Source organism: Bartonella sp. AU15XJBT (assembly GCF_028618615.1).
Taxonomy (GTDB): Bacteria; Pseudomonadota; Alphaproteobacteria; order Rhizobiales; family Rhizobiaceae; genus Bartonella.
This window is the reverse complement of record NZ_JAQITG010000013.1, coordinates 38755-48942: the sequence shown is the minus strand read 5'-3', so window position 1 is coordinate 48942 and position 10188 is coordinate 38755. Positions and strand designations below refer to the sequence as shown.

Below are 10188 nucleotides of genomic sequence, written 5' to 3'. Positions count from 1 at the left end.
GTGTTGAAATGTTCCGTAAGCTTTTAGATCAAGGTCAAGCGGGTGATAATATTGGTGCTCTGCTTCGCGGTGTTGACCGTGAAGGGATTGAGCGAGGTCAAGTATTGGCGAAGCCCGGATCTGTTACACCTCATACACGTTTTAAAGCAGAGGCTTACATTTTGACGAAGGATGAAGGCGGTCGTCATACACCGTTTTTCACGAATTATCGCCCTCAGTTTTACTTCCGTACGACGGATGTTACGGGTATTGTCACGCTTCCAGAAGGAACGGAAATGGTTATGCCAGGGGATAATGTTGCGATGGATGTGTCTTTGATTGTTCCAATAGCGATGGAAGAGAAGCTTCGTTTTGCTATTCGTGAAGGTGGTCGTACTGTTGGTGCTGGTATCGTCTCTAAGATCATTGAATAAATAATGCTTGCTGAGCGCCTTGATTATTGAAGGCGCTTTATATGACAGGGAAATAAAGAGCATGAACAGTCAAAATATTCGTATTCGCTTGAAAGCGTTTGATCATAGAATTCTTGATACGTCGACGCGTGAGATTGTATCGACTGCTAAACGGACTGGTGCAAATGTCCGTGGTCCCATTCCGCTTCCGACGCGGATTGAGAAATTTACGGTCAATCGTGGACCACATATCGATAAGAAGAGCCGTGAGCAGTTTGAAATGCGTACGCATAAGCGTCTTCTTGATATTGTTGATCCAACACCGCAAACAGTGGATGCGCTTATGAAGCTCGATCTTTCTGCTGGTGTGGATGTAGAAATTAAGCTCTGAGGTTTGAGGACAGAAGGAACAGACCCGATGCGTTCAGGTGTAATAGCACAGAAGCTGGGCATGACCCGTATTTATAATGATGCTGGTGAACATGTGCCGGTGACAGTACTTCGTTTGGAGAATTGTCAAGTCGTTGCTCAGCGTACAGTTGAAAAGAATGGTTATACTGCTGTTCAATTAGGTGTAGGCTTTGCTAAGGTTAAGAATACTTCACAAGCTCTTCGTGGACATTTTGCTAAGGCTTCTGTTGAGCCTAAGTCCAAAATAGCAGAGTTTCGTGTGAGTCCCGATAATCTTCTTGATATCGGTACTGAGATTACGGTGGAGCATTTTGTTCCAGGGCAGCGCGTTGATGTGACGGGTACCAGTATTGGTAAGGGGTTTGCCGGTGTTATGAAGCGGCATAACTTTGGCGGGCACCGTGCTTCCCATGGTAATTCGATTACACATCGTGCTCATGGTTCTACGGGACAGTGCCAAGATCCTGGTAAAGTTTTTAAAGGGAAAAAAATGGCTGGCCATATGGGGCAGGTGCGTGTAACAACACAAAATATTGAAGTTGTTTCCACTGATATTGAGCGTGGTTTAATTTTAGTGCGCGGTGCTGTTTCTGGTTCTAAGGGTTCTTGGATTTTGGTGAGAGATGCCGTGAAGAAGCCGCTTCCTGATAATGCTCCAAAGCCTGCTGGTATTCGCCGTCTTGTGAAGGAGAAAACGGAAATGGTTGCTCCGGTGACGGAAGCCTCTGAAGTTGAGGGAGCCTAATAATGGATCTTGTAATTAAAACTCTTGATGGTCATGAAGCTGGTAAATTAAAGGTTTCTGAATCTATCTTTGATCTTGTTCCGCGTGAGGATATTTTACAGCGTGTTGTTCGTTGGCAACTTGCACGTCGTCAACAGGGAACCCATCAATCACAAGGGCGCTCTGATGTGTCACGCACAGGGGCAAAGATGTTTAAACAAAAGGGAACTGGGCGTGCGCGACATTCATCGGCCCGTGCTCCTCAGTTTCGAGGTGGAGGTAAGGCACATGGACCGGTGGCTCGTAGCCATGCGCATGATCTTCCTAAAAAGGTTCGTGCTCTTGGGTTACGTTTTGCTTTATCTGCAAAATTAAAAGCAAAAGATTTAATTGTTGTGGATGAGTTGACTATTAAGGATGCTAAAACGAAAAAGCTTGTTTCTCATTTTTCTAAGCTTGGGTTTAATAATGCTCTCTTGATTGGTGGTAAAGAGATTGATATTAACTTTTTCCGTGCGGCATCGAATATTCCTAATATTGATATTTTGCCCATTCAGGGAATTAATGTTTATGATATTTTGCGTCGCAGCAAACTTGTTTTATCAAAGGCAGCTGTTGAGGCTCTTGAGGAGCGTTTTAAATGACAGATCTTCGCCATTATGATATAATTATTAGTCCAGTTATTACTGAAAAGTCGACTATGATTTCTGAATATAATCAAGTTGCTTTTAATGTCGCGCCGAAAGCGACGAAACCTGAAATTAAGGCTGCTGTTGAGGCGCTTTTTAGCGTAAAAGTTAAAGCAGTTAACACGATAGTCCGTAAGGGTAAAGTGAAACGTTTTAAGGGTATTGTTGGTCGGCAGAGTGATGTCAAAAAAGCGATCGTAACTCTGGCCAGTGGTCAGACTATCGACGTTTCGACAGGTCTTTAAAGAGGCTCGGAGATAGGAATAATGGCACTTAAGCAATTTAATCCAACAACACCTGGGCAGCGTCAGCTTGTTATTGTGGAACGTTCTGGTCTTTATAAGGGAAAACCCGTAAAGATGTTGACTGAAGGTTTGTCTTCAAAGGGTGGACGGAATAACCGCGGTCGTGTTACTGCTCGTTTTCAGGGTGGTGGCCATAAACGAAGTTATCGATTTGTCGACTTTAAGCGTCTTAAGCGTGATGTTTCAGCAAAAGTTGAGCGTTTAGAATATGATCCTAATCGCACCGCTTTTATCGCTTTAATTCGCTATGAGGATGGGCAATTAAGTTATATCCTTGCACCACAGCGTCTTGGTGTTGGTGATTCTATTATCGCTGGTTCAAATGTTGATGTTAAACCAGGGAATGCTATGCCCCTTGGCAATATGCCGGTTGGTACAATTATTCATAATGTTGAAATGAAGCCAGGAAAAGGGGGGCAGATTGCACGTTCAGCGGGTGCTTATGCACAATTGGTTGGACGAGATCATGGTATGGCTATTCTTCGTTTAAATTCTGGTGAACAGCGTTTGGTGTCTAGCAGCTGTTTTGCAACTGTTGGTGCTGTTTCAAATCCTGATCATGGGAATATTAATGATGGTAAGGCAGGTCGCTCACGTTGGCGTGGTAAGCGTCCACATGTTCGTGGTGTTGCTATGAACCCTGTTGATCATCCGCACGGTGGTGGTGAAGGTCGTACATCGGGGGGGCGTCATCCAGTGTCTCCTTGGGGTAAACCTACGAAAGGTAAGCGTACGCGCTCCAATAAAGCCACTGATAAGTTTATTATGCGTACGCGTCATCAGCGCAAGAAATAAGAAAGGTAGTCTGAAGTGGTTCGTTCAGTTTGGAAAGGTCCGTTTGTTGACGGCTATCTTCTTGGTAAAGCAGAGAAGGTACGTGCAAGTGGGCGCAATGAAGTTATAAAAATATGGAGTCGTCGCTCTACTATTTTGCCGCAATTTGTTGGTTTAACTTTTGGTGTTTACAACGGCAATAAGCATATTCCTGTTTCTGTTTCTGAAGAGATGGTTGGACATAAGTTTGGTGAGTTCGCTCCTACCCGGACTTATTATGGTCATGGTGCCGATAAAAAAGCGAAGAGGAAGTAGGAATGGGAAAAGCTAAGGTTCCGCGCCAGCTTAAAGATAATGAAGCAAAGGCTGTTACACGAACAATTCGTGTTAGTCCGCAAAAGCTTAATTTAGTTGCTGCAATGATTCGTGGTAAAAGAGTTAATGTGGCGCTCGCTGATTTGATGTTTTCGCGTAAACGTATTGCTGCTACTGTGAAAAAAACGCTTGAATCAGCGATTGCAAACGCAGAGAATAACCACGATCTTGACATTGATTCGCTTATTGTAGCAGAGGCTTATGTTGGTAAGTCGATCGTGATGAAGCGTTTTCATGTTCGTGGTCGCGGGCGTGCTAGTCGAATTGAGCGTCCATTTTCACATCTTACTGTTATTGTTCGTGAAGTTAGCGAAAAAGTGGAGGCCGCGTAATGGGTCAGAAGATCAATCCAATAGGACTTCGTCTTGGTGTTAATCGGACATGGGATTCTCGTTGGTATGCTGATAGTGGTGAATATGGACGTCTTCTTCATGAAGATTTGAAAATTCGTTCTTATGTGCTTGAAGAGCTTAAGCAGGCAGCTATTTCTAAGGTCGTTATTGAACGCCCTCATAAAAAATGTCGTGTTACGATTCATTCTGCGCGTCCTGGTTTGATTATCGGTAAAAAGGGTGCTGATATCGAGAAACTTCGTCGTAAGCTTTCAGAAATGACCAATGCTGAAACTTCATTGAATATTGTGGAGATTCGTAAGCCAGAGATTGATGCTACGATTATTGCGCAGTCAATTGCTCAACAGTTAGAGCGTCGTGTTGCTTTCCGTCGTGCGATGAAGCGTGCTGTTCAGTCTGCTATGCGTCTTGGTGCGGAAGGTATTCGTATCAATTGTTCTGGTCGTCTTGGTGGTGCTGAAATTGCTCGTATGGAATGGTATCGTGAAGGTCGTGTTCCACTTCATACCTTGCGTTCTGATGTCGATTACGGTACAGCAGAAGCTAAGACCGCTTACGGTATTTGTGGTATTAAAGTTTGGGTCTTTAAGGGTGAGATTCTTGAACATGATCCGATGGCTTCAGAACGTCGTGCTACGGAAGCTGATCAATCTGGTTCTTCATCGAATCGTCGCCGCGAAAATGCTTAGTTTTTGAGATTAAACTAAAATTTGGAGTAGAGAACAATGTTGCAGCCAAAGCGCACAAAGTTCCGTAAGCAGTTCAAGGGCCGTATTCACGGTGTTGCGAAGGGTGGTACGGATTTGAATTTCGGTGCCTACGGTTTGAAGGCTGTTGAGCCGGAGCGGGTTACTGCTCGTCAAATTGAAGCGGCGCGTCGCGCGATTACACGTTATATGAAACGTTCTGGTCGTGTATGGATTCGTATTTTTCCAGATCTTCCGGTTACATCTAAACCGACTGAAGTTCGTATGGGTAAAGGGAAGGGTAGTGTTGATTATTGGGCTGCACGTGTTGCTCCTGGGCGCATCATGTTTGAGCTTGATGGGGTTCCTGAAGATGTTGCACGTGAAGCACTAAGGTTGGGCGCTGCAAAGTTGCCTATAAAAACGCGTTTCATCCAGCGTATTGCTGAATAAAGAGGTTAAGCGATGAGAGCCAGAGAATTACGGGCGCAAACGCTCGACCAAATGAAAGATGAATTGGCTAAATTAAAGAAAGAGCAATTTAATTTGCGCTTTCAAAAAGCAACAGGTCAATTAGAAAAGACTGCGCGTGTTAGACAAGTTCGTCGTGATATTGCGCGCATTAAGACTTTTCTTCGTCAAAGATTAAGTGAAAGTAAGGTTTAAGGAAATAAGAGATGCCTAAACGCGTTTTGCAGGGTGTTGTTATTAGTGACAAAAGCGATAAGACTGTCGTTGTTAAAGTTGAGCGTCGTTATTCTCATCCGCTTCTTAAGAAGACTGTTCGGCAGTCTAAAAATTATAAAGCGCATGACGAAAACAATCAATTTAAGATTGGGGATCAAGTTTCTATTCAAGAATCTAGACCAATTTCGAAAGATAAATGTTGGATTGTTGTAAAAGACAATGTAGCGTAATGGGTTAAGTTTATTGTTTTAGAATTTAACAGTGGTTTTTCGTTGGTAAATTTGAAGGCGATAACTTTATCGTTATTTGGCAGGCAAATTCGAGTGTATAAAAGATACAAGCGGATATAGATGTTAAGAAAAGGTGGCCAGTCATGATTCAGATGCAAACAAACCTCGACGTTGCTGATAATTCTGGTGCTCGTCGTGTCATGTGCATCAAGGTGTTAGGCGGTTCAAAGCGGAAATATGCTTCGGTCGGTGACATTATTGTTGTTTCGGTTAAGGATGCTATTCCTCGTGGCCGTGTTAAAAAGGGTGATGTTATGAAAGCTGTTGTGGTTCGTACTGCTAAGGATATTCGTCGCGCAGATGGTAGTGTCATTCGTTTTGATAGTAATGCTGCGGTTTTAGTGGATAACAAAAAAGAGCCGATTGGTACGCGTATCTTTGGACCTGTTCCCCGTGAATTGCGTGGGAGGAACCATATGAAGATCATCTCGCTCGCTCCTGAAGTTCTGTAAGGAGTTAATATTATGCAGAAGATTCGAAAAGGTGATAAAGTTGTTGTTTTATCCGGTAAGGATAAAGGATGTAGTGGTGAAGTGATTAAGGTTAGTCCAAAAGAGAATAAGGCTTTTGTTCGTGGGATTAATATGATTAAACGTCATCAACGTCAAACGCAGAAACAAGAAGCTGGGATTATTTCTAAAGAAGCTCCGATTCATCTGTCTAATTTGGCGATTGCTGATCCTAAAGATGGTAAGCCTACACGCGTAGGCTTTCGTATGAATGCAGATGGTGATAAGGTACGTGTTGCCAAGCGTTCGGGAGAGTTGATTAATGGCTGAAGAAAGACAAATACCGCGTATGAAAGCGTATTATTTTGAAGTGATTCGTAAAGCACTTCAAGAGAAGTTTAATTACAAAAATGCGATGCAAATTCCGCGGATTGATAAAATTGTAATTAATATGGGGATAGGTGAAGCAACTGCTGATTCGAAAAAACCTTCCCTTGCCGCTGAGGATTTAGGACTCATAACAGGTCAAAAGGCTGTTGTTACCCGTGCGCGTAATTCTATTGCGACCTTTAAGGTTCGTGAAGGAATGCCTCTTGGTGCCAAAGTGACATTGCGTAAAGATCGTATGTTTGAGTTTTTAGATCGCCTTGTTACGATTGCTCTTCCGCGGGTTCGTGACTTTCGTGGTTTAAATCCAAAGAGTTTTGATGGTCGTGGCAATTTTGCTATGGGTATTAAAGAACACATTGTGTTTCCAGAAATCAACTATGATAAAGTTGATCAAATTTGGGGCATGGATATTATCGTTTGTACGACAGCAAAAACAGATGATGAAGCTCGTGAATTGTTGCGTGCTTTTAATTTTCCTTTTCGTTCGTAACGGCAAACGTAGCGAGGTGAAATTATGGCCAAAGTAAGCGCCGTTGAAAAAAATAAGCGTCGTGAAGTGATGGTGAAGCGTTATGCTGCACGTCGCGCACGTTTGAAAGCAATCGTTATGGATCAGAAGGTTTCTCTTGAGGAACGTTTTAAGGCTTCTGTTCAATTAGCGGAATTGCCGCGTAATTCTTCGAAAGTTCGTATTCGTAATCGTTGTGAGGTTTCAGGTCGTCCGAGGGCTTATTATCGTAAGTTAAAAATGTCACGGATTGCATTGCGTGAACTTGGCTCTATTGGTCATATTCCTGGTATCGTAAAGTCTAGTTGGTAAGAGGAGATTATTTAATGTCTATGTCAGATCCTCTTGGTGATATGTTAACACGTATTCGTAATGCGCTTGGTCGCAAAAAAGGCAAGGTGGTTACTCCAGCTTCGAAGCTTCGTGCGCACGTTCTTGATGTGCTTCAGTCTGAAGGTTATATTCGTGGATATAATCAAGTCGATTTAGGTGATGGAAAGTCTGAAATTGAAATCGAGTTGAAATATTTTGAAGGATTAGCTGCTATTCGTGAGATTTCACGTGTTTCAAAGCCTGGTCGTCGTGTGTATGTTTCTGCCAAGTCACTTCCGCAGGTGGCAAATGGTTTAGGTATTTCGATTTTATCGACTCCTAAAGGTGTTATGGCTGATCATGAAGCGCGTGAACAGAATGTTGGTGGAGAACTCCTTTGTCGTGTTTTCTAAGGTATGTTAAGAAAACGGAAGAAAAAGTAGGTTAGAACAATGTCTCGTATTGGAAAAAAACCCATTTCAATTCCTTCTGGGGTTACTGCTACTGTTGAAGGTCAGCTGGTTAAGGCAAAAGGTCCAAAAGGTGAACTAAGTTACGTCGTTAATGATGAGGTCTTAGTTAAATTCGAGGAAAATGTCATATCAGTTATGCCGCGGGATCAGTCAAAAGATGCACGCTCTAAATGGGGTATGTCACGCTCAATGATTGAGAACATTTTTTGTGGCGTAAAAGATGGTTTTGAAAAAAGGTTAGAGATCAATGGGGTTGGTTATCGTGCTGCTTTACAGGGTAAGGATATTCAACTATCTCTAGGTTTTTCGCATGATGTGGTTTATAAAGTTCCATCGGGTGTTACTGTAACTGTTCCTAAGCCCACAGAGATTGTTATTTCTGGAATTGATAAACAGCAAGTTGGGCAAGTTGCAGCGGAGATTCGCGAGTATCGTAGGCCTGAGCCTTATAAAGGTAAAGGTGTTAAGCATGCAGATGAACGTATCTTCCGTAAAGAAGGTAAAAAGAAATAAGGATTTTGTATTATGGTTTCATCTAAGGACATTATCCAGCGTCGTGCAAGACGTGTTCGTCGTAGAATAAAGATGGTTTCTCATGATCGTCCTCGGCTTAGCGTTTATCGTTCAAATCAGAACATCTACGCGCAAGTTATTGATGATTTACGGGGATGTACGCTTGTTTCAGCTTCTACTCTTGAAAGTGATTTGAAAAAATCATTAAAAAGTGGTGCTGATAAAGAAGCCGCTTTTGCTGTTGGTAAGTTAATTGCTGAGCGTGCAAAGCAAGCTGGTGTTAATGAAGTGGTTTTTGATCGTGGAGCCTATGTATACCATGGTCGAGTCAAAGCTTTGGCTGAGGCTGCTCGTGAGGGTGGTTTGAGCTTTTAAAGTTTCCTCCTTTTTGGATGGGGAGGGATACTTTAAAGTATTTCGTTTAAGTTCTTCTGGTTTGATGAGGAGCTTTGTTATCGTGCTTCCGGAAAAGAAAAAGGAATGAGGAATGGCACAAAAAGAACGTGGTGAGAGAGAAGAACGCGATAATGAGTTTGTCGATAGGCTCGTTCATATTAATCGTGTTGCTAAGGTTGTAAAGGGTGGTCGGCGTTTTGGTTTTGCTGCTCTTGTTGTCGTTGGAGATCAAAAAGGGCGTGTAGGTTTTGGACATGGTAAAGCCCGTGAAGTTCCAGAAGCCGTTCGTAAAGCAACTGAATCTGCAAAGCGTGGGATGATTTATGTTCCACTTCGGTCTGGACGTACATTGCATCATGATCTTGAAGGTCGTCACGGAGCGGGGCGCGTTTTGCTCCGTTCAGCGTCTGCTGGTACTGGTATTATCGCAGGGGGACCGATGCGTGCTATTTTTGAAGCTCTTGGTATGCAGGATGTTGTTGCAAAATCACTAGGATCATCAAATCCTTATAACATGGTTCGTGCGACATTTGATGCATTGAAACATCAAATGCATCCGAGAGATATTGCTGCTCAGCGTGGTATAAAATATTCGACTTTACAGGCGCGTCGTCGCCATTTGGTCGACGTAGAAGGGTAGTTTCTGAGATTGTCAGAAAAGGAATTAGAAAATGGTTCAGAAAAAATCTCAGAGTGGTAAAACTGTGACAGTAGAGCAAATTGGAAGCCCTATTCGAAATTCACAGATTCAGCGTGCAACCTTAAAGGGGCTTGGACTCAATAAAATGCGTCGGCGGCGCGTTTTAGAAGATACACTGTGTGTACGGGGTATGATTGCTCGGGTTCGGCATCTTGTTCGCGTTATAGATGAAGATTAAGGGTTGCAGGAGTATTAGATATGAAACTCAATGAACTACGTGATTGCGAAGGCGCAACAAAAAATCGTAAGCGTGTTGGGCGTGGTATTGGTTCGGGAACTGGCAAAACTGGTGGTCGCGGTGTAAAAGGGCAAAAATCCCGTTCTGGTGTTTCCTTGAATGGTTTTGAAGGTGGGCAAATGCCTATCTATCGTCGTTTACCAAAACGTGGATTTAAAAATTTCTTTTCTAAAACCTACAATGAAGTTTCACTGGGACGTATTCAATTGGCCGTTGACGCTGGTAAGTTGAATATTGAAAAGCCTGTTGATATGATTGCTTTGAAAGAGGCTGGTATTATTCGTCGCCAGAAGGATGGGATTCGCCTTCTTTCTGATGGTGATTTGAAAGCTAAAATTACCTTTCATATTTCTGGTGTTTCACAAGCTGCTCGTGTTAAGATTGAAAAAGTGGGTGGTCAGGTTATTTTTCCTGAAGTTGTTGGATAATTTTTTGATATCAGTCGTTATTTAAAGAAGAGGTACATCTATTCTTTTGAATTTTTTGTGGAGAATTGTTTAAGTTCTGCAATTATTTGTGTATA

General features: G+C 42.7%; 21 protein-coding genes and 1 pseudogene. All 22 read left to right on the top strand.

Translation table 11 applies throughout. The features are described from left to right. Positions 1 to 413, top strand: a pseudogene (tuf, locus tag PVV57_RS06820) (elongation factor Tu); the annotation flags it as partial. 61 nt (positions 414 to 474) lie between these two features. Continuing rightward, positions 475 to 783, top strand: coding sequence for a 30S ribosomal protein S10 (gene rpsJ, locus PVV57_RS06815; RefSeq protein ID WP_005773267.1), 309 nt, complete (start codon positions 475 to 477; stop codon positions 781 to 783). 27 nt (positions 784 to 810) lie between these two features. Then, positions 811 to 1548, top strand: a complete 738-nt coding sequence (gene rplC, locus PVV57_RS06810; RefSeq protein ID WP_273717739.1) for a 50S ribosomal protein L3 — start codon at positions 811 to 813, stop codon at positions 1546 to 1548. A 2-nt stretch (positions 1549 to 1550) separates the two neighbouring features. Continuing rightward, the gene (rplD, locus tag PVV57_RS06805) at positions 1551 to 2171 is read left to right on the top strand and encodes a 50S ribosomal protein L4 (protein ID WP_273717737.1); all 621 of its coding nucleotides are present in this window, start codon (positions 1551 to 1553) and stop codon (positions 2169 to 2171) included. Further along, a complete protein-coding gene (locus PVV57_RS06800) occupies positions 2168 to 2461 on the top strand; it encodes a 50S ribosomal protein L23 (RefSeq protein WP_273717735.1) in 294 nt (97 codons plus the stop codon). Before rplD ends, PVV57_RS06800 begins: the two co-directional genes overlap by 4 nt. Positions 2462 to 2482: 21 nt before the next feature. Further along, positions 2483 to 3316 carry a 50S ribosomal protein L2 gene (gene rplB / locus PVV57_RS06795; protein WP_273717733.1) on the top strand — a complete coding sequence of 278 codons (834 nt, stop codon included), beginning with the start codon at positions 2483 to 2485 and terminating at the stop codon, positions 3314 to 3316. 15 nt (positions 3317 to 3331) lie between these two features. Beyond that, positions 3332 to 3610: a 30S ribosomal protein S19 gene (gene rpsS, locus PVV57_RS06790; RefSeq protein WP_004855734.1), complete on the top strand. Its 279-nt coding sequence runs from the start codon at positions 3332 to 3334 to the stop codon at positions 3608 to 3610. Between the two features lie 2 nt (positions 3611 to 3612). After that, complete coding sequence (gene rplV, locus PVV57_RS06785; RefSeq protein ID WP_273717730.1) at positions 3613 to 4002, top strand: 50S ribosomal protein L22; 390 nt, start codon at positions 3613 to 3615, stop codon at positions 4000 to 4002. Then, a complete protein-coding gene (rpsC, locus tag PVV57_RS06780) occupies positions 4002 to 4712 on the top strand; it encodes a 30S ribosomal protein S3 (protein WP_005773275.1) in 711 nt (236 codons plus the stop codon). The genes rplV and rpsC overlap by 1 nt, the downstream gene beginning before the upstream one ends. 36 nt (positions 4713 to 4748) lie before the next feature. Continuing rightward, positions 4749 to 5162 (top strand): 50S ribosomal protein L16, encoded by a 414-nt coding sequence (gene rplP / locus PVV57_RS06775; RefSeq protein WP_139413397.1) that lies wholly within the window; start codon positions 4749 to 4751, stop codon positions 5160 to 5162. 12 nt (positions 5163 to 5174) lie between these two features. Continuing rightward, positions 5175 to 5375, top strand: coding sequence for a 50S ribosomal protein L29 (gene rpmC / locus PVV57_RS06770; protein WP_100129418.1), 201 nt, complete (start codon positions 5175 to 5177; stop codon positions 5373 to 5375). An 11-nt stretch (positions 5376 to 5386) separates the two neighbouring features. Next, the gene (gene rpsQ / locus PVV57_RS06765) at positions 5387 to 5626 is read left to right on the top strand and encodes a 30S ribosomal protein S17 (protein WP_012231991.1); all 240 of its coding nucleotides are present in this window, start codon (positions 5387 to 5389) and stop codon (positions 5624 to 5626) included. Between the two features lie 143 nt (positions 5627 to 5769). Then, a complete protein-coding gene (gene rplN / locus PVV57_RS06760; RefSeq protein ID WP_004855715.1) occupies positions 5770 to 6138 on the top strand; it encodes a 50S ribosomal protein L14 in 369 nt (122 codons plus the stop codon). 12 nt (positions 6139 to 6150) lie between these two features. Next, on the top strand, positions 6151 to 6465 hold the full coding sequence (gene rplX / locus PVV57_RS06755) for a 50S ribosomal protein L24 (protein ID WP_273717729.1): 315 nt from the start codon (positions 6151 to 6153) through the stop codon (positions 6463 to 6465). Next, the gene (gene rplE, locus PVV57_RS06750) at positions 6458 to 7015 is read left to right on the top strand and encodes a 50S ribosomal protein L5 (protein ID WP_100129417.1); all 558 of its coding nucleotides are present in this window, start codon (positions 6458 to 6460) and stop codon (positions 7013 to 7015) included. Before rplX ends, rplE begins: the two co-directional genes overlap by 8 nt. Positions 7016 to 7039: 24 nt before the next feature. Beyond that, the gene (gene rpsN, locus PVV57_RS06745) at positions 7040 to 7345 is read left to right on the top strand and encodes a 30S ribosomal protein S14 (RefSeq protein ID WP_005773283.1); all 306 of its coding nucleotides are present in this window, start codon (positions 7040 to 7042) and stop codon (positions 7343 to 7345) included. Between the two features lie 14 nt (positions 7346 to 7359). Further along, a complete protein-coding gene (rpsH, locus tag PVV57_RS06740) occupies positions 7360 to 7758 on the top strand; it encodes a 30S ribosomal protein S8 (RefSeq protein WP_273717728.1) in 399 nt (132 codons plus the stop codon). 39 nt (positions 7759 to 7797) lie between these two features. Beyond that, positions 7798 to 8331 (top strand): 50S ribosomal protein L6, encoded by a 534-nt coding sequence (rplF, locus tag PVV57_RS06735; RefSeq protein WP_039758092.1) that lies wholly within the window; start codon positions 7798 to 7800, stop codon positions 8329 to 8331. A 12-nt stretch (positions 8332 to 8343) separates the two neighbouring features. Then, positions 8344 to 8706: a 50S ribosomal protein L18 gene (rplR, locus tag PVV57_RS06730; protein WP_273717727.1), complete on the top strand. Its 363-nt coding sequence runs from the start codon at positions 8344 to 8346 to the stop codon at positions 8704 to 8706. Between the two features lie 112 nt (positions 8707 to 8818). Continuing rightward, a complete protein-coding gene (rpsE, locus tag PVV57_RS06725) occupies positions 8819 to 9367 on the top strand; it encodes a 30S ribosomal protein S5 (RefSeq protein WP_005773287.1) in 549 nt (182 codons plus the stop codon). Between the two features lie 31 nt (positions 9368 to 9398). Then, entirely contained in the window at positions 9399 to 9605 is a 207-nt protein-coding gene (rpmD, locus tag PVV57_RS06720; RefSeq protein WP_012231985.1) for a 50S ribosomal protein L30, read from the top strand. 20 nt (positions 9606 to 9625) lie between these two features. Further along, positions 9626 to 10093: a 50S ribosomal protein L15 gene (rplO, locus tag PVV57_RS06715; protein ID WP_273717726.1), complete on the top strand. Its 468-nt coding sequence runs from the start codon at positions 9626 to 9628 to the stop codon at positions 10091 to 10093. Positions 10094 to 10188: the final 95 nt, after the last annotated feature.

Excerpts from the sequence above, each read along its gene's own strand:
- rpsJ (WP_005773267.1), top strand. The coding sequence starts at position 475 with ATGAACAGTCAAAATATTCGTATTCGCTTGAAAGCGTTTGATCATAGA.
- rplC (WP_273717739.1), top strand. The coding sequence starts at position 811 with ATGCGTTCAGGTGTAATAGCACAGAAGCTGGGCATGACCCGTATTTAT.
- rplD (WP_273717737.1), top strand. The coding sequence starts at position 1,551 with ATGGATCTTGTAATTAAAACTCTTGATGGTCATGAAGCTGGTAAATTA.
- PVV57_RS06800 (WP_273717735.1), top strand. The coding sequence starts at position 2,168 with ATGACAGATCTTCGCCATTATGATATAATTATTAGTCCAGTTATTACT.
- rplB (WP_273717733.1), top strand. The coding sequence starts at position 2,483 with ATGGCACTTAAGCAATTTAATCCAACAACACCTGGGCAGCGTCAGCTT.
- rplV (WP_273717730.1), top strand. The coding sequence starts at position 3,613 with ATGGGAAAAGCTAAGGTTCCGCGCCAGCTTAAAGATAATGAAGCAAAG.
- rpsC (WP_005773275.1), top strand. The coding sequence starts at position 4,002 with ATGGGTCAGAAGATCAATCCAATAGGACTTCGTCTTGGTGTTAATCGG.
- rplP (WP_139413397.1), top strand. The coding sequence starts at position 4,749 with ATGTTGCAGCCAAAGCGCACAAAGTTCCGTAAGCAGTTCAAGGGCCGT.
- rpmC (WP_100129418.1), top strand. The coding sequence starts at position 5,175 with ATGAGAGCCAGAGAATTACGGGCGCAAACGCTCGACCAAATGAAAGAT.
- rpsQ (WP_012231991.1), top strand. The coding sequence starts at position 5,387 with ATGCCTAAACGCGTTTTGCAGGGTGTTGTTATTAGTGACAAAAGCGAT.
- rplN (WP_004855715.1), top strand. The coding sequence starts at position 5,770 with ATGATTCAGATGCAAACAAACCTCGACGTTGCTGATAATTCTGGTGCT.
- rplX (WP_273717729.1), top strand. The coding sequence starts at position 6,151 with ATGCAGAAGATTCGAAAAGGTGATAAAGTTGTTGTTTTATCCGGTAAG.
- rplE (WP_100129417.1), top strand. The coding sequence starts at position 6,458 with ATGGCTGAAGAAAGACAAATACCGCGTATGAAAGCGTATTATTTTGAA.
- rpsN (WP_005773283.1), top strand. The coding sequence starts at position 7,040 with ATGGCCAAAGTAAGCGCCGTTGAAAAAAATAAGCGTCGTGAAGTGATG.
- rpsH (WP_273717728.1), top strand. The coding sequence starts at position 7,360 with ATGTCTATGTCAGATCCTCTTGGTGATATGTTAACACGTATTCGTAAT.
- rplF (WP_039758092.1), top strand. The coding sequence starts at position 7,798 with ATGTCTCGTATTGGAAAAAAACCCATTTCAATTCCTTCTGGGGTTACT.
- rplR (WP_273717727.1), top strand. The coding sequence starts at position 8,344 with ATGGTTTCATCTAAGGACATTATCCAGCGTCGTGCAAGACGTGTTCGT.
- rpsE (WP_005773287.1), top strand. The coding sequence starts at position 8,819 with ATGGCACAAAAAGAACGTGGTGAGAGAGAAGAACGCGATAATGAGTTT.
- rpmD (WP_012231985.1), top strand. The coding sequence starts at position 9,399 with ATGGTTCAGAAAAAATCTCAGAGTGGTAAAACTGTGACAGTAGAGCAA.
- rplO (WP_273717726.1), top strand. The coding sequence starts at position 9,626 with ATGAAACTCAATGAACTACGTGATTGCGAAGGCGCAACAAAAAATCGT.